This is a genomic window from Acinetobacter sp. BHS4 (assembly GCF_018454425.1).
Lineage (GTDB): Bacteria > Pseudomonadota > Gammaproteobacteria > Pseudomonadales > Moraxellaceae > Acinetobacter > Acinetobacter pittii.
Map to the genome: position 1 here is coordinate 301,615 of NZ_CP075323.1, position 16,698 is coordinate 318,312.

At 39.1% G+C, this 16,698-nt stretch carries 14 protein-coding genes; 11 read left to right on the top strand and 3 right to left on the bottom strand.

The window, feature by feature from the left end:
• Nucleotides 1-266 precede the first annotated feature (266 nt).
• Nucleotides 267-2,453, top strand: a complete 2,187-nt coding sequence (locus KIP84_RS01420) for a SulP family inorganic anion transporter (RefSeq protein ID WP_213689192.1) — start codon at nt 267-269, stop codon at nt 2,451-2,453.
• A 67-nt stretch (nt 2,454-2,520) separates the two neighbouring features.
• Here KIP84_RS01420 and KIP84_RS01425 read toward each other — a convergent pair whose 3' ends face one another.
• Together KIP84_RS01425 and KIP84_RS01430 are read right to left on the bottom strand one after the other, a co-directional pair.
• Nucleotides 2,521-3,411: an SDR family NAD(P)-dependent oxidoreductase gene (locus KIP84_RS01425; protein ID WP_002116932.1), complete on the bottom strand. Its 891-nt coding sequence runs from the start codon at nt 3,409-3,411 to the stop codon at nt 2,521-2,523.
• A 273-nt stretch (nt 3,412-3,684) separates the two neighbouring features.
• A complete protein-coding gene (locus KIP84_RS01430; protein ID WP_017481748.1) occupies nt 3,685-4,962 on the bottom strand; it encodes an aminotransferase class I/II-fold pyridoxal phosphate-dependent enzyme in 1,278 nt (425 codons plus the stop codon).
• A 295-nt stretch (nt 4,963-5,257) separates the two neighbouring features.
• Between KIP84_RS01430 and ettA the strand changes: the two genes are divergently transcribed.
• On the top strand, nt 5,258-6,919 hold the full coding sequence (ettA, locus tag KIP84_RS01435) for an energy-dependent translational throttle protein EttA (RefSeq protein WP_005067029.1): 1,662 nt from the start codon (nt 5,258-5,260) through the stop codon (nt 6,917-6,919).
• A gap of 179 nt (nt 6,920-7,098) precedes the next feature.
• Nucleotides 7,099-7,689, top strand: a complete 591-nt coding sequence (locus tag KIP84_RS01440; protein ID WP_064785431.1) for a hypothetical protein — start codon at nt 7,099-7,101, stop codon at nt 7,687-7,689.
• 110 nt (nt 7,690-7,799) lie between these two features.
• Here the strand turns inward: KIP84_RS01440 and KIP84_RS01445 are convergent, their stop codons facing one another.
• Nucleotides 7,800-8,492 (bottom strand): hypothetical protein, encoded by a 693-nt coding sequence (locus KIP84_RS01445; RefSeq protein WP_213689193.1) that lies wholly within the window; start codon nt 8,490-8,492, stop codon nt 7,800-7,802.
• 147 nt (nt 8,493-8,639) lie between these two features.
• On the opposite strand from KIP84_RS01445, the gene KIP84_RS01450 reads away from it, so the two are divergent.
• From KIP84_RS01450 to KIP84_RS01480, 8 genes are all read left to right on the top strand, one after another.
• On the top strand, nt 8,640-9,038 hold the full coding sequence (locus KIP84_RS01450) for a cation efflux protein, CzcI-like (RefSeq protein ID WP_032057229.1): 399 nt from the start codon (nt 8,640-8,642) through the stop codon (nt 9,036-9,038).
• A 56-nt stretch (nt 9,039-9,094) separates the two neighbouring features.
• Nucleotides 9,095-9,289, top strand: a complete 195-nt coding sequence (locus KIP84_RS18725) for a hypothetical protein (protein WP_228308301.1) — start codon at nt 9,095-9,097, stop codon at nt 9,287-9,289.
• Complete coding sequence (locus KIP84_RS01455) at nt 9,280-9,897, top strand: isoprenylcysteine carboxylmethyltransferase family protein (RefSeq protein WP_213689194.1); 618 nt, start codon at nt 9,280-9,282, stop codon at nt 9,895-9,897. The genes KIP84_RS18725 and KIP84_RS01455 overlap by 10 nt, the downstream gene beginning before the upstream one ends.
• Nucleotides 9,898-10,041: 144 nt before the next feature.
• Complete coding sequence (locus KIP84_RS01460) at nt 10,042-10,215, top strand: hypothetical protein (RefSeq protein WP_213689195.1); 174 nt, start codon at nt 10,042-10,044, stop codon at nt 10,213-10,215.
• A gap of 198 nt (nt 10,216-10,413) precedes the next feature.
• Nucleotides 10,414-10,809 (top strand): cation efflux protein, CzcI-like, encoded by a 396-nt coding sequence (locus tag KIP84_RS01465; protein ID WP_328704248.1) that lies wholly within the window; start codon nt 10,414-10,416, stop codon nt 10,807-10,809.
• 57 nt (nt 10,810-10,866) lie between these two features.
• A complete protein-coding gene (locus KIP84_RS01470) occupies nt 10,867-12,276 on the top strand; it encodes a TolC family protein (RefSeq protein WP_213689196.1) in 1,410 nt (469 codons plus the stop codon).
• Entirely contained in the window at nt 12,276-13,481 is a 1,206-nt protein-coding gene (locus tag KIP84_RS01475; protein ID WP_086264782.1) for an efflux RND transporter periplasmic adaptor subunit, read from the top strand. Before KIP84_RS01470 ends, KIP84_RS01475 begins: the two co-directional genes overlap by 1 nt.
• Nucleotides 13,471-16,629: a CusA/CzcA family heavy metal efflux RND transporter gene (locus tag KIP84_RS01480; protein WP_213689197.1), complete on the top strand. Its 3,159-nt coding sequence runs from the start codon at nt 13,471-13,473 to the stop codon at nt 16,627-16,629. Before KIP84_RS01475 ends, KIP84_RS01480 begins: the two co-directional genes overlap by 11 nt.
• Nucleotides 16,630-16,698: the final 69 nt, after the last annotated feature.

Sequence of the window (16,698 nt, forward strand, 5' to 3'; positions counted from 1 at the left end):
TGGAGGCTTTTTTATGGATTAAATATTATGTTTTAAATAATTATATAAAAGCGAAATAAGAAAAAAACAGTCGTAAAGATGAGGTGAATCTTAAGATCAACAAATCGTTGTTAAATACACAATTAAATACACAACGTTATAGCATAACTAAACTTTAATGATATTCAGTTGTTCGACATCATCAACCCAGCCTTGAAGCATTTACTCACTTTCAGGCTGTAATAGTACAACTTTGCTTATTTCTTTATATTATAAATGGTTGTTTTATGTCGGTTTTAAACCTAAAAAATAGATTTCATTTGAAAGACCTCTTGTCCGGAGTTGTCGTATTCCTCGTGGCATTACCGCTGTGTTTGGGTATTGCTTTAGCCTCAGGTGCTCCCATCATCTCTGGTATTATTGCAGGTATTGTGGGCGGCATTATTGTGGGTTTACTGAGTGGTTCTCACATTAGCGTTGCAGGCCCAGCGGCAGGGCTGACTGCTGTCATCCTTGTACAGTTAGAACAATTAGGCGGCAATTATGCCGCCTTTTTATTATGTATTATTTTTGCCGGTGTCCTACAAATTCTATTTGGATTATTTAAGTTAGGTTTTTTTGCGAACTTTATTCCAAATAATGTCATTTTAGGGTTATTAGCTGCTATTGGTGTCATCCTGATTGCCACGCAATTGCCTTATCTGTTTGGACTTTCTGATTTTGCATGGAAACAAGTTTGGACTTCAACACCAGATGCATTCCTTCAACGTTTTGATGGAGGCGCTGCTCTTATTGGCTTACTCAGTTTATTTTTAATTTTAGCGTGGGATAGCAGTCCGCTTAAAAAACTAGCTTTACCTTCTGCTTTGATTGCGGTTGTGCTCGCAGCAGTTTTAAATTTTATTTTAGTGAGTATCGGCTCTGCATGGGCAGTGCAAATTGATAACCTCATTCAATTGCCGAATATATTAAAAGCTCCAGAAGAAGTATTAATTTTCCCTGATTTTAGCTATTTAGCTGAGCCTATGATTTACACAGGGGCAATTACTCTGGCTGTCGTTGCATCTTTAGAAACGTTATTGAATTTAGAGGCAGCAGATAAAATCGATCCTCAAAAACGTTCTTCTCCTCCTAATCGCGAGCTCTGGGCACAAGGCACAGGGAACATCGTTTCGGGCTTAATAGGTGGCATGCCCGTCACTTCAGTGATTGTGCGAAGTTCGGTGAATGCAAATACAGGCGCGCGTAGTAAGTGCTCTACCATTATTCATGGGGTATTGTTGCTGTTGGCGGTTTTGTTCTTTGTGCCATTAATGAACATGATTCCTCTGTCTGCATTGGCTGCGATCCTTATTGTGACAGGCTTTAAGCTTACTCATCCAAAACTATTCAAACAGCTTTATCAAAAAGGTTGGAAACAGTTTTTACCTTTTATTATTACTTTAGTTGCAATTTTATTGACCGATCTTTTAATGGGAATTTTAATTGGTCTGTTCACCAGTAGTGCTTTTATTCTCTATGGCAATTTTAATAAAGGTATTCGTGTTTATAGAGAGAAGCGTTTACATGGCGTAGTGACTCGTATTGAACTCCCATCACAAGTTACCTTTCTTAATCGTTCTGCGCTTATTTCGGCATTAGAACATGTACATAAACATCAACAACTCATTATTGATGCAACCCAATGTGATTCGATCGATCCAGATATCTATCAAGTTATTCAAGATTATCAAAGTGAAACAGCTATTAAACGTCAAGTAAACCTTAAATTGGTTGGGTTCAAACAGCACTATCAAGACGTTGATGATGCGGTACTTGATATTGATATTAGTACACATGATTTGCAGCAAAAGCTAAGTCCTCAACAGGTCGTCAACTTACTTAAAGAGGGGAACGAACGGTTTGTAAAAAATGAACGCCTTCAACGTGATATTTACCGACAAATTCGTGTGACTGCAGATGAAGGGCAACATCCGATCGCAGCAGTCCTTGGGTGTATGGACTCACGTGCTCCTACCGAAATGATTTTTGATGTGGGTATTGGTGATCTGTTCAGCTTGCGAATTGCAGGTAATATTGCTGGGCAAAAAGTATTGGGTTCACTTGAATTTGCGTGTCAGGCTAAAGGTTCTAAAGTAATCGTTGTTTTAGGACATACCGATTGCGGTGCAGTAACAAGTGCATGTCAATTACGTTTAGAGCAAAAGCAAGTGTCTGATGTGAAGGAAATGCCACACATTCAATATGTGCTTGGACCATTAATGCACTCGGTTGATAGCGTATATGACATTATGCAGCCACGTGAATTAGGTAATGCTTTTATTAGTCAAGTCACAGCAATGAATGTTCATTACAACATTCAGTACATTATTAATAATAGCACCGTGCTTAAAGATATGGTTGATCGAGGTGAGATCGTAGTTGTGGGTGCAATTTACGATGTAAAAACAGGGCACGTTCAGTTTCTTGATTGATCAGTCCTTTAGTTAAAAAAGCGCCTTAGTTAAGGCGCTTTTTATTCGTTATGCGTTTAACTCAAAATTACCAGTGTTCACCTGGGAAAATACGCGCATAAGCTTTTTGTGCCCAGTTTAATTTCTCGGTTTTTTGTCCCTTCGCTGCATCTGAACTTGGGAATAAACGGAAACCAATCGACATAAACATATTATTGATGCCTGGCGCTACAGAATAAGTCATTGAAGCTAAGCGGCCTAAGTTGGTTGCCATACGTTTCGGACGTTTCACAATTGCATAAGCAATTAAGTCAGCAGCCTGCTCAGGTGAAAGGGTTGGGACATATTTATAAATTTTAGTTGGTGCAATCATTGGGGTACGAACCAATGGCATATAAATTGAAGTAATTGCGATTTTGTGTGCATGAACTTCGGCCGATAGACAGCGGCTAAATGCATCAAGCGCTGCTTTAGAGGCGACATATGCAGAGAAGCGAGTAGCGTTTGCTAACACACCAATCGAGCTAATGTTAATGATTTGTCCATCTTTACGCTGAATCATATGCGGCAAGATATTGAGAACTAGGCGAACCGCGCCAAAATAATTTAATTGCATCGTGCGTTCAAAGTCATGAAAACGATCATAAGACTCATGTACAGCACGGCGAATAGAGCGACCTGCGTTATTAATTAAAATATCAATGTGATCAACAGTCGCTAAAATTTCTTTAGAGACTTGGTCAATCATTTCCATATCGTTAAGATCACATGGGAAAATTGATGCCTTACCGCCACGTTTTTCGATATCTGCTTTTACTTCTTCCAAAGTTTCTTGAGTACGGGCAACCAGTAAAACATGGGCACCAGCATCAGCAAGTTTGTTTGAAATCGTTAATCCGATTCCACTCGAGGCGCCTGTCACTAAAATGACTTTATCTTGTACCTTTTCCTGGAACAGAGCTTCTAATTTTTTATTCACAGCATTTTACCTAAGTAGGGGCAGGGACTATTTATTCCGGTATGTAATTTTTATTTTTACAACCGTAGATTCATCCAGATGAACTCATAAATATTGTCTTTATCTTAATAGATGTTTAAAAATTGTCTAGTCTGTAAATATATGAAATTTAACAATTTATTTAGAGTAAAAACTCTAAAATAGTATCTTAATCCATTAATTATTTTAGTTATATAGTGAACAGAAAAATGAAAAAAGCCTCTATTTCCAGAGGCTTGATGAATAGTTTAAAAGTTATACAGCTGAAAGTGCTTGTTCTAAATCGGCAATTAAGTCATCAATATGCTCAATTCCAATGGAAAGACGAACCATATCTTCACTTACACCAGCAGATTTAAGCTCTTGTTCATTGAGCTGACGGTGAGTTGTAGTTGCAGGGTGGCAAGCCAAACTTTTCGCATCACCAATATTCACAAGACGAGTAAATAGCTGAAGTGCATCGATGAATCGAGTACCTCCTTCACGCCCATCTTGCACCCCGAAAGATAAAATTGCAGAAGGTTTACCTTTTACATATTTTTGAGCAAGCTGGTGCTGCGGATGATCTTTTAAACCTGCGTAATTCACCCATTTTACTTTTGGATGGGTCTGTAAATACTCTGCAATTTTTTGCGCATTTTCAGTATGACGCTCCATGCGGAGATTTAGAGTTTCGAGGCCTTGTAAAATCAAGAAGACACTGAGCGGGCTAATTGCCGCGCCTGTATTACGCAATGGTACAACGCGAGCTCGTGCTATATAGGCAGCCTCGCCTAATGCCTCAACATAATTAACGCCGTGATAACTTGGGTCTGGCGTGTTCAAAACTTTAAAACGCTCTGGATATTTACCCCAAGGGAATTTACCGCTATCGATAATTGCACCACCAATACTATTGCCATGACCACCAATATATTTAGTAAGCGAATGGATGACGATGTCGGCGCCATATTGAAATGGTTTTAATAAGGCAGGGGTGGCAACCGTATTATCGACGATGACAGGTACGCCATATTCATGTGCAATTTTTGAAATTGCTTCTAAATCGATAATATTTCCGAGTGGATTACCAATTGATTCAACAAAAACAAGTTTAGTTTTATCATCAATTAAATTGCGTAAGCTTTCTGGCTGTTGATAATCAAAAAAACGAACTTCAATGCCTTGTTTTGGTAAGGTGTGGGCAAATAAATTATAAGTTCCGCCATATAAAGTTGAGACGGAGGCAATGTTGTCTCCCGCTTCTGTAATCGTTTGGACAGCATAGGTAATCGCTGCCATTCCAGAAGCCAAGGCTAAAGCACCAATTCCGCCTTCGAGTGCAGCAAGGCGTTGCTCAAGCACAGCAGTGGTCGGGTTCATAATCCGGGTATAAATATTGCCCTGAACTTTTAAATCGAAAAGGTCAGCACCGTGTTGTGTATTATCAAATGCATACGAAGTTGTTTGATAAATAGGGACCGCAACGGCTTTTGTTGTAGCTTCGGGTGAATAGCCAGCATGAATTGCTAAGGTTTCATCTTTATAAGTCATGATTACTTCATCTTCGTGAGTTAAATATTGAGCGAGTCTAGCTTAAAAGTTAAATAGAAAATTGCAGAAATTCTGGTTTGTTTTCTAATTTTAGGAATATAGATAGAAAAATATACGCTGAAACGCTGTACAAATCTTATCCATAAACATTTTGCAACTTATTGAAAAAGAAAATTGTTTGATAAATCCGTACGATGGAAATCATAACTTCAAGTTGTTGGGGTTTTCAGCGTATAATACGCGCGATTATTTATCGCTTATGCGATGTATTGGTTTTTCAATTGAGGAGTCCTGCGTGGCCCAATATATTTATACGATGAACCGAGTGTCTAAGATGGTTCCGCCAAAGCGCGAAATCTTAAAAGACATCTCTTTATCATTTTTCCCGGGTGCCAAAATTGGTGTGCTCGGTTTGAACGGTGCAGGTAAATCTACCTTGCTTCGTATTATGGCTGGCGTAGATAAAGATTTCTCTGGTGAAGCTCGTGCACAACCTGGAATTAAAATCGGCTATTTAGAGCAAGAGCCACCTCTTGATCCGACTAAAGACGTTCGTGGTAACGTTGAAGATGGCGTGCGTGAAGCTTTAGATGCTTTAGAACGTCTTGATCAGGTATTTGCAGAGTATGCAGACCCAGATGCTGATTTTGATGCACTTGCAAAAGAGCAGGAAAAATTAGAATCAATTATCCATGCTTGGGATGCACATAACTTAAATAACCAGCTTGAAATCGCGGCAGATGCCTTGAACCTTCCAGCTTGGGATGCGGATGTAACTAAGCTTTCAGGTGGTGAACGCCGTCGTGTAGCACTTTGCCGTTTATTGCTTTCGAAGCCAGACATGTTGCTTCTTGACGAACCGACGAACCATTTAGATGCAGAATCTGTTTCTTGGTTAGAGCGCTTCTTGAAAGATTTCCCTGGCACAATCGTTGCGATTACGCACGACCGTTATTTCTTAGATAACGTTGCCGAGTGGATCTTGGAGCTTGACCGTGGACATGGTATTCCTTACCAAGGTAACTATTCTTCTTGGTTAGAGCAAAAAAATGCTCGTTTAGAACAAGAGCAGAAACAAGAAGAATCTTTTGCTAAAGCATTGAAAAAAGAACTTGAATGGGTTCGTTCAAATGCGAAAGGGCAGCAAAAGAAAAACAAAGCGCGTATGGAACGTTTTGAAGAGCTTAACTCTAAAGAATTCCAGCAACGTAATGAAACGTCTGAAATCTACATTCCACCTGGCCCTCGTTTGGGTAATAAAGTTGTGGAAGTGGAAGGTATCAGCAAATCATTTGACGGCCGCGTATTGTACGAAAACTTATCGTTTACTGTACCTCCAACAGCAATTGTAGGTATCGTTGGTCCAAACGGTGCGGGTAAAACGACTTTATTCCGTATGATGACTGGCGAACAGCAACCTGATACAGGTACTGTGACTTTAGGTGAGTCAGTTAAAGTGGCTTACGTGGGGCAGATTCGCGACACTCTAGACAATAACAAAACTGTTTGGGAAGAAGTGTCTGGTGGTTTAGATATCTTGAAAGTGGGCGATTATGAAATTGCTTCACGTGCTTATATCGGCCGCTTTAACTTTAAAGGCCAAGACCAGCAAAAACGCGTAGGCGAATTGTCTGGTGGTGAGCGTAACCGTTTACAACTTGCGAAAATTTTACAGCAAGGTGCAAACGTTATCTTACTGGATGAGCCATCAAACGACTTGGATATTGAAACTTTACGTGCGCTTGAGGATGCAATTCTTGTATTCCCAGGTACGGTAATGGTGGTATCGCATGACCGTTGGTTCCTTGACCGTATCGCGACACACATCTTGTCATTCGAAAATGAACAGCCAGAATTCTACACAGGTAACTATGCAGAATATGAAGCATACCGTCAGTCACGTTTAGGTGAAGACGCTGTTCAAAAACGTACTAAATACAAAAAAATTAGCGGATAATCTCTGTTAATTTAAAAAACCAGCCTAAGGGCTGGTTTTTTATTTCCTATTCAAAAATATTAAGAAATGAGAAATTAAAAATCTCTAAAGTGATTGAATTTATACTTATATTTTTAATTTATTAAGATTAATATTACGTCTCAATTTATTAAAAGGTAAATATACCTCTTTGGAAAATCATGAAAAAAATTAAACTTTATACTATTGCTTTAGGGGTAGCTGTAGCTACACAACTTACTGGATGTCTTTCAGTAAAATCGTATGTTGATCCTGCTTATAAGTCTGTCACTTATTCGGAAATTAAAAGACCAGCTCAACCTATTCCAGTGGTTTTAACTACTGAGTTTCAGAGGAATGGAGAGGTTATTCCAAAAGCAGGTAAAGAACTACAATCTGCTGTTGAGCGTAGTTTAAGAGCAACCGGCGTATTTTCTCCAACAGCTCAGTCGAATGGCGAGAAGCAGGCACAATTACATTTAACTGCGAATAATGTGGCCGATTTGGGTGAAGCTGCAGGTAAAGGAGTTTTAACTGGTTTGACTTTTGGCGCTGTTGGTAATGCGATTGCTGATAAATATGAGTTTAAATTTAATTATGTTGATGCTCAAGGTAAAGAAACTTCTCAACGTTACCCACATATGATTTTAACAACCGTTGGAAATAAAAAAGCGCCTATTGAGAATGTGCAGCCAATGTCGATCAATCAAGCATTTAATAAAGTTGTTGATGATGTTGTAATTCGTTTCTCTTCTGATCTGCAAAAACAGTAATAAATCCTAGGTTAGTTAAATAAGCCATTTGGAATAATATATTGCTAGTTGATTTTTATTTAAAAAAACCAGCCTAAGGGCTGGTTTTTTTATTTAAGAATTTGGAAATATTAATTATTAAATTCGCCTCGTAAATCAGCCCACATCAGTGACGGAACGACCGTAATCACGTCGAAGGTCATAGCAAATGGATAGAGCACCATACGGGTCGCCTTTTTCAAAGGATGTCTTTTACTAATTTTATTTTCCTGTTGCAGGAGAATTGGATAAGGTTCCACTAAAGTTTTTTGGATCTTTTTAGCTTCCTGTGACTGATAGAGCTGGCCTTTAAAGAAAATATTGATATAAGGATAAGGTGCCGTTTGTTGATTTTGAATGATATCGAAATTTTGTCTAAAGCCGAGGGATTTTAATAAGTCTTTTTGCGAGTCATTTAAATCAACCATACGCGTGTTATAGCGTATTTGTAAAACACCATGAAAATGATTTGGGTCATCCATGGTCAGTACCAGTGGGGACGGATTGGTCAGACTTCGCTGATCTGCTGGGATTGCATGAAGAAGTTTTGATAGCTCAGCGCTTCCCTCGGTCATTAAATAACTAAAATCTTGGCCTACAAAAATGATCCCTTGTTCTTGGTCATTTTCAACTGTTTGACCTAAGGCAATGATTTGATCTTTTGCTAAAATGATCTTCTCGGTTTTTGTGGTTTCGTTAGGTAAAGCTTCTGAAAGTAATGTCGTGGCACAAGCACTCAAATTTAAACAGACGACAACGAGTAGGGTAGAAAATAGTTTATACATTGCAGGAACTCAAACAGGAAATTAATTTTTCTAAAGAAAAAACTTTTTTAAAACAGCGATAAATTAACCAAAAATCATTTTGTAATTTTATTACATTGGTATCGCTTGCTATAGTGACTTTGTGCAATTTACTGTCATGGTGTACCGTTGTCACGTTCTACAGTTTTTATGTCCGTCTTGTTTAGTTTGCTTATATTCCAAAGCTTATGGAATGTGGCAGCGGCATTTTGCGTGCATAAAAATCAGGAAAAGGCATTACAACATTTTGGTCATCATGCAGATTTAAATGTATATCAATCTTCAGACCATATGCAGACTGAACATGTTGGTATTGTAGAAAATTCTGATAATGCTCCATTAAGCTGGCAAGATCATCACGATCATTTACCGTCATGTTTTCATGTAGTGATGACTGAAAATGCACAACAAGCTCAAGAACCTTTTGTGCGTGTACATGAGCTCTCACAAATCTATTACTGGTCTAATTCTTATCAGTCTCCGTATCTTGGCTCTTTAAATCCCCCTCCTGTCTTAACCCTGCTATAGGTGGGGTAGCCGAAAAATAACCCACCAGAAATTTATTTATTTCAAAGGGTTATTTTATGCTTAATTATATGTGCAAACAAAGCGCAGCAATCTTCTATGTAGATTACTCGCTTAAACATTCACGTCTTTATGTTAATGACAAGGCGGGATATAAGATTCTGTCAAATCTTTCTGGAAAACAAAAATATCATTTTAATGAATCGGTTATCTCATCTCTGATGATTCACAGTGATGGAGATTTATGGAAATGAATATTTTATTTTCTCCCCGTGTTAGGACTGTGAGCTCCCGCGTGATTGGGCTTGTTTTAGCTATTATTCTTGCTTTAAGTTTTAGTAAATGGCATTTTCAAGCGGCATTCGTGGAACATATTTTATGGTTCTTCGGATGGTTTTTTGTGGGCATAGGAGTAATGGGAAGAATATGGTGCAGTCTTTACATTTCCGGATTTAAGAATGCCAAGTTAGTCACCGACGGTCCCTATTCTTTATGTAGAAATCCACTCTATCTATTTAGTTATCTGGGTGGAATCGGGATTATGTTGATTACAGAGACGTTTATCTTCCCAATATTATTCACACTTTATTTTCTCTGTTACTACCATTTTGTTATACGTCAAGAAGAAGCATTCCTGAGTGAAAAATATGGAACTGCATATTCAGATTATATAAAGACAATTCCACGCTTTTTACCAAGTTTCAAAAATTTTAAAGAGCCTGAGTTCTATCAGGTTTCACCGAAGCATTTCCGTATTTTTTTAACGCAGGTGGTGTGGTTTATCTGGGTTGCGGCGTTAGTCCAACTTTTTGATGAGTTGCGTCTCCACGGTGTTCTCCCTTCATTGTTTAGTTGGTTCTAAAAATGAAATGAAAGTATATCCGCATGTTTCTTAGAGACTCAGAAGATTTGTCCTGAGTTGATTAACTAAAGCATGCGAAAAATTAATTTTATTTCTGGGTTAAGTCCTTAAATAAATTCGGAATATTTAGATCAGGTGATTATTATGTCTATTAAACTAAATAAAAAATCAGTTTTGCTGATTTTACTTCTTTCAACAAGTTTGGCTCATGCTGATGGAGGGTTAATACTCCTCGAAAAGAATATTAAGTCTCAGCAAGAAACAAAAGCTAAAGCTGAAAAAAGTAAGAATCCTCATTTAACTTGTAAGCGTAAATAATTTTTATTTTTTAGGAAACTAATTACTTAATAATTAGTTTCCTATGAGTAAAGATAAAAATTCTTAATGATTTATTCTTATTTTTACTCAGGCGAGATTAGGATCGCTTCTATACTGCTATTTATAGATGTAATTTTATTACATGCCGATAGCCTGCTATAGTGGCTTTGTTCAACTTCTTAGTTTAATGGTGTGCTGTTGCCACGTTCTGCACTTTTCATGTCCGTCTTATTCTGTTTGCTTATATTCCAAAGTTTATGGAATGTGGCAGCAGCATTTTGCGCCCATGAAAATCAGGAAAAGGCATTACATCATTTTGGTCATCATGCAGCGTTGAGTTATGAAGCTTCACAGCATAGCCATACGGAAAAGACAGATATCGTAGGAACTACTCATAAAGCTCCTTTAACTTTGTCTGATCATCATGACCATTTACCTTCATGTTTTCATGTTGTGATTGTAGAAGCACAAGAAAAACTTGTTTCACCGTTAATACTGTCATCTGAGCCAAAACAACAATATTATTGGTCCAATTCTTATAAGTCCCCTCATATTTCTAAACAAGACCCGCCTCCTGTTTTAACCCTGCTATAGGTGGGGTAGCCGAAAATTAGCCCACCAGAAATATTATTTATTTCATAGGGTTATTTTATGTCTATTTTTTTATACGAAAAGCGTTTCGTTAGTCTGAACACATCTTGGGTACTGAAATCATTAGTTGTTGCAGTTGCGCTTTCAACTAGCGTTGTAACAACTGTTGCTAGTGCAAATCAGAACCTCACGCAGAATACTCAATCGCAGCAGGTACAGAATGTTTTAACGTTTGAGCAGGTGCTTGATCAGGTTAAGCAATTTCAGACTCAAACAGGAATTTGGCAAACTCAACAAGATATTGCCGAGAGCAATATCAAACAGAGCCAGCTATGGGAAAACCCGACGGTTTCTGTACAGCAAACGGGTTTTAAATCTGGAAAAGATCAGGAACTAGAACTCGGAATCTCGCAAAAACTAGATATTTTTGGTGTACGTTCCGCAGCAAAAAAACTAGCAAGTGTTCAGCAAAATCAAGTTGAGTTAAATCAGGTTTTATATGAGGCTCAACTGAAGCTGGCAGTAAAATATTTATGGTCACAAGTATCTATTTTAGAGCTTGAACATGAAGTTGCTAAAGCCCAGTTAAGAACGAGTAAAAATCTTCTTGATGCTACCCGCTTACGCTTTCAGGCCGGCAGTATTGCTCAGGTTGATTTAGATCGAACTCTTATGACGCATGTTGAAAATCAGCGTTTATATCAGGAAGTTGAATTATCACTGAGTAGTGCTAAAAGAAAATTGGCTAACTTATGGGGTGAGGCAGAAGATAACTTCACCTTACGCCCGGATATAAAAAGTGCGTGGCCTTTAAAAAATGAAAGTGATATCGACCAATATCTAAAACAGAATTTGTTAGAACAGTCCCTACAGCTTCAAGCAATACAACAAAATTCTGAAATTAATTATTTAAAGGCAAAAAATCGGCCTACGCCTACTGTAAATATGGGCGTGGTTCGTAGTAAAACCGCAGAAACGAGCAGTACCGAAAATCAGATTCGAGTAGGTATAGCAGTTCCTTTAAACATTTTTAATCGCCAGCAATATGCCCTCAAAGTTGCTCAAAGCAAACTCGATTTAATTGACCAGCAGCAAAGCTTTTATAAAAAGCAAAGCCAGAATTCTATCCGTACTCTACAGTACGAGTTAGCGGGTTTAAAGCAGCAGTATAATTTAATGAATGAGCAGCAAATCCCTTTATCAGAGACGGTACAAGAGAAAATGTTGCTTGGCTTTAAGGTCGGTAAATTTGCAATTACTGATGTCCAGCAATCTACCTTGCAATTACAAGAACAACGCTTGAAAAAAGTTCAACTCCTTAAATCTGCTTGGCAAAAAGCAATTGAGGCAGAAAGTTTAGCTCTCGGGATCGATCCAAATATGGTGATGTCTGGAGATGCATTAAATCAAATTAATCAAAATTTATGGCAAGACACCTATAAGTTGCCGACAGTTGGAGGGGCAGAGTAATGTCAGTTAAAAAAATGAAAAACCAATGGTTTATTGCTATTTTGCTGCTGATTGTCTGCCTTGCTTTAAGTGCTTGGTTATTTTTCTCTGGAAAAAAACAGCCTAATACTGAAGGTGAAGAAGAGCATGCAGAGGGTGAAGCTGGTCATGAAGAATCTGAAAAAGAGGAAGGCAGTTTAAACCTCACGTCTAAGCAACTGGTTGAATATGGAGTGAAGTTAGAGCAAGTAGGACGTGGAGAAGTTGAACAGAATCTCTCGTATCCTGCCAAACTGGTCGTAAACACAGACCAGCAAGCACATGTCTCTTCAACTTTTTCTGCACGAGTAGACAGCGTAAATGTTGCGCTGGGACAACAAGTTGAAAAGGGTCAGGCACTTGCGACTTTATTTGTGCCGGATTTAGTCGATCAACAAGCTAACTTAAGCATGGCGCAAGAAGCGTTGACATTAGCGCAGCAAGATTATCAGCGTGAAAAACAATTGTGGGAACAAGGTGTTTCAGCACGTCAAGATTATCAGCGTGCTTACAATGCTTATCGTCAGGCGCAGATCCAGGTGCAGGCTGCAAATAGCCGTTTATCTGCATTGGGAGCAAATCGCTCAAGTAAAGGCCGATATGTTTTAACTGCACCTTTAAGCGGTGTAATCAGTAGTAAAGATATTGTCATTGGTGAGCAAATTGGTCCTGAAAAACAGTTATTTGTTATTGATCGCCTAGATCAGTTATGGGTTGAATTTGTGCTACCAAGTGCAAATACCAATATTCAGCCTAATCAGGAAATTGAATTTAAATCACTGCAAACGAATAATATTTTTAAAGCACAGGTACAAAGTTTAACTTCAGAAGCAGATACTCAAACAGGTCGTCTACAGGTTCGTGCCAAGGTACTCACACCTTCAAAAGAATTACGTCCTAACTTAATGGTCAATGTGTTACTGAAACAAAATAATGCAGCGACTGTATTACGAGTTAACAAGACAGCGATACAACAGATTGATGGCAAGAATGTCGTCTTTATTGCAAAACAAGAGAAGGACAAAATTCATTTTGCTCCTGTTGCAGTTGAGTTAGGTAATTATTCTTCAGATGCACAATGGGTCGAAGTTAAATCCGGAATTACTGAAAAGCAGCAATATGTGACTCAAGGTAGTTTCTTGCTCAAGTCCGAACTTGAAAAAGGGGAGGCTGAGCATGGACATTAATAAACCTGATTTGCCAAAGGCTGAAGGTTTGTTTGATCGAATCATTCAGTTTTCAATTAACAACGCCATTTGGGTCATGATGTTTGTCGTGGCTTGGATTGGTGTCGGAATTTATAGCTACCAAAAACTTTCAATTGATGCCGTGCCTGATATCACCAATGTACAGGTACAAATCAATAGTCAGGCTAATGGCTTTACTGCGCCGGAAGTTGAGCAAAGGATTACTTATCCGATTGAAAATGCCATGTCTGGTATTCCAAATCTGGAACAGACTCGTTCAATTTCCAGATATGGCCTTTCTCAGGTCACGATTATCTTTAAAGATGGCACAGACATTTACTGGGCAAGACAGCTGATTAACCAGCGTTTACAAGAAGCAAAGAGTGCTTTACCAGATAGCATTGATCCGCAAATGTCTCCAATTTCAACTGGACTCGGTGAGATTTATCAATGGGTTGTAAAAGCAGAGCCAAATGCTAAAAAGGCAGATGGTTCAGCCTATAGCGCGATGGACTTGCGCGAAATTCAGGACTGGATTATTCGGCCCCAGTTACAACGCGTACAAGGGGTGGCAGAAGTTAATAGCATTGGTGGATATAACAAAACCTATGTGGTCTCTCCAGATCTGACACGGTTACAACAGTTGCAAATTCCACTTACTGATTTACAGGATGCGCTTCAAAATAATAATGAAAACCGTGGTGCTGGATTTATTGAAGAAAATGGCCAGCAACTCACAGTTCGTGTTCCCGGTATGCTGACGTCAATACAAGATATCCAGAACGTTACGGTTGCCACTAAAAACGGTTTACCTATACGTGTTGCAGATGTTGCATCAGTATCGATTGGTCATGACTTGCGTACTGGTGGGGCTACCTATAATGGACAGGAAACTGTTTTAGGTATCGCCATGATGATGATGGGTGAAAACAGTAAAACCATTGCCAAGGCGATTGATGACAAAGTTCAGGAAATTCAAAGATCGCTCCCTCAGGGCGTTGTGATTGAAACAGTCTATGATCGTAGTAGTCTCGTAGATAAAGCAATTAAAACAGTAGCTAAAAATTTAATTGAAGGGGCGATTTTAGTCATCGTTATCCTTTTTATTTTTTTAGGAAACTTTCGTGCTGCTTTAATCACTGCTTGTATTATCCCATTGGCAATGCTTTTTACCTTAACAGGTATGGCAGAACAAAAAATCAGTGCCAACCTGATGAGTCTGGGCGCTTTGGACTTCGGGATCATTGTTGATGGGGCTGTTGTTATTGTTGAAAACTGTATTCGGCGTTTGGCTGAAGCGCAGCATTTAAAAGGTCGTTTATTAACACGTTCAGAACGTTTCACTGAGGTCTTTCTAGCTGCTAAACAAGCGCGACGACCATTAATATTTGGTCAGATCATCATTATGGTCGTGTACTTGCCAATTTTTGCTTTGGCAGGCGTAGAAGCAAAAATGTTCCACCCTATGGCAATGACCGTTGTTTTAGCTTTATTGGGAGCGATTATTTTATCCGTGACCTTTGTACCGGCAGCTGTCGCATTGTTTGTTACAGGTGAGGTGAAGGAAAAAGAAAGCCGCTGGATGATGTCACTGAAAAAAGGTTATGCAGACTTACTCGATAAAGCATATGCCTTTCGATATGTTGTTGTCACAGCAGCGGTCAGCATCTTAATTTTGACAAGTGCTATTGCAACAAGAGTGGGGAGTGAGTTCGCACCTCAACTCAGTGAGGGTGATTTTGCACTACAACTCATGCGTGCACCGAGCACAGGCATAGAAGAGTCACTTAAGATTCAGGAGAATGTGGAAAAGCAGTTACTGAAAGCTTTTCCCGAAATTAAAGCCATTTTTGCAAGAACAGGAACAGCCGAGGTTGCTACCGATGTCATGCCTCCTAATATTTCCGATGGTATTGTTCTATTAAAACCACACGATCAATGGCCAAACCCTAAAGAAACGATAGATGAATTGCGTACCAGAATGCTGCAATTCGTGAATCAGATTCCTGGTAATAACAGTGAATTCTCGCAACCGATTGAACTACGTTTTAATGAACTCATTTCAGGTGTACGTAGTGATATCGGGGTGAAAGTTTTTGGGGATGATATGCAAGTCCTCAATCAGGAAGCGGAAAAAATAGCCCAACAGTTACGTAGTATTCCAGGTGCCAGTGAAGTCAAAGTTGAACAGACTGATGGTTTACCACTACTGAATGTAGATGTTGATCATGCACTAGCTGCTCAATATGGATTATCAGTCAAGTCTATTCAGGATATTGTCGCTGCGAGTATTGGAGGACAAAGCGTAGGGCAAATTTTACAGGGTGATAGACGTTTCGATTTCGTGATTCGCTTACAGGAAAACATGCGTACGCCTCAGCAGCTAGCACAATTACCGATTCGCTTACCAAACGGCGGTCTGATCCAGTTACAAGACGTTGCTAAGGTTGAGAATATTCTGGGTCTTGCTCAAGTCAGCCGTGAAAATGGCAAACGCCGAGTGATTGTGACGGCAAATGTGCGTGATCGTGACCTTGGGTCTTTTGTACAAGAGGTGCAAAGTAAACTGGCGCAGCAAAAGCTACCTAGCGGTTATTGGTTGGGTTATGGAGGACAATTTGAGAACCTTGCTTCTGCCACTGCAAGAATGCAAATCGTCGTACCGATGGCGCTCATCATGATCTTTGTATTGCTGATGGCGGTATTTAGTAACTTTAAAGACAGTTTACTTGTATTTAGCGGGGTTCCTTTCGCTTTATCTGGTGGATTAGTGGCTTTATGGCTGAGAGATATTCCGCTTTCTATGTCTGCTGGCGTCGGGTTTATCGCTCTATCAGGTGTTGCGGTATTGAATGGTTTGGTAATGCTCACATTCATTAAAGAGCTAAGAGCAACTCTAGATGTTCATGCTGCAACTTGGAAAGGTGCTGTACTGCGATTACGCCCTGTATTAATGACGGCATTCGTTGCTTCCCTCGGTTTTATTCCAATGGCTTTGGCAACTGGAACTGGTGCAGAGGTACAACGACCTTTGGCAACGGTAGTAATCGGTGGCATTATTTCATCTACGATACTAACGCTGGTTTTATTGCCAGTCATTTATCGATGGATGAATGAAAGCAAGACGAATAAAGTTGGGCATTCATAATGTCATCGATTTGAGATATCTTTTTGATGAAAAAGTTTGAGTCAGAAAAGTATTTGAAACAGGTAAAGG

What these genes read in the sequence shown, in the direction of transcription:
- KIP84_RS18725 (WP_228308301.1), top strand. Translation starts at nt 9,095, where the DNA reads ATGCTTAATTATATGTGCAAACAAAGCGCAGCAATCTTCTATGTAGAT.
- KIP84_RS01470 (WP_213689196.1), top strand. Translation starts at nt 10,867, where the DNA reads ATGTCTATTTTTTTATACGAAAAGCGTTTCGTTAGTCTGAACACATCT.
- KIP84_RS01430 (WP_017481748.1), bottom strand. Translation starts at nt 4,962, where the DNA reads ATGACTTATAAAGATGAAACCTTAGCAATTCATGCTGGCTATTCACCC.
- KIP84_RS01445 (WP_213689193.1), bottom strand. Translation starts at nt 8,492, where the DNA reads ATGTATAAACTATTTTCTACCCTACTCGTTGTCGTCTGTTTAAATTTG.
- KIP84_RS01475 (WP_086264782.1), top strand. Translation starts at nt 12,276, where the DNA reads ATGTCAGTTAAAAAAATGAAAAACCAATGGTTTATTGCTATTTTGCTG.
- KIP84_RS01480 (WP_213689197.1), top strand. Translation starts at nt 13,471, where the DNA reads ATGGACATTAATAAACCTGATTTGCCAAAGGCTGAAGGTTTGTTTGAT.
- KIP84_RS01440 (WP_064785431.1), top strand. Translation starts at nt 7,099, where the DNA reads ATGAAAAAAATTAAACTTTATACTATTGCTTTAGGGGTAGCTGTAGCT.
- KIP84_RS01460 (WP_213689195.1), top strand. Translation starts at nt 10,042, where the DNA reads ATGTCTATTAAACTAAATAAAAAATCAGTTTTGCTGATTTTACTTCTT.
- KIP84_RS01420 (WP_213689192.1), top strand. Translation starts at nt 267, where the DNA reads ATGTCGGTTTTAAACCTAAAAAATAGATTTCATTTGAAAGACCTCTTG.
- KIP84_RS01455 (WP_213689194.1), top strand. Translation starts at nt 9,280, where the DNA reads ATGGAAATGAATATTTTATTTTCTCCCCGTGTTAGGACTGTGAGCTCC.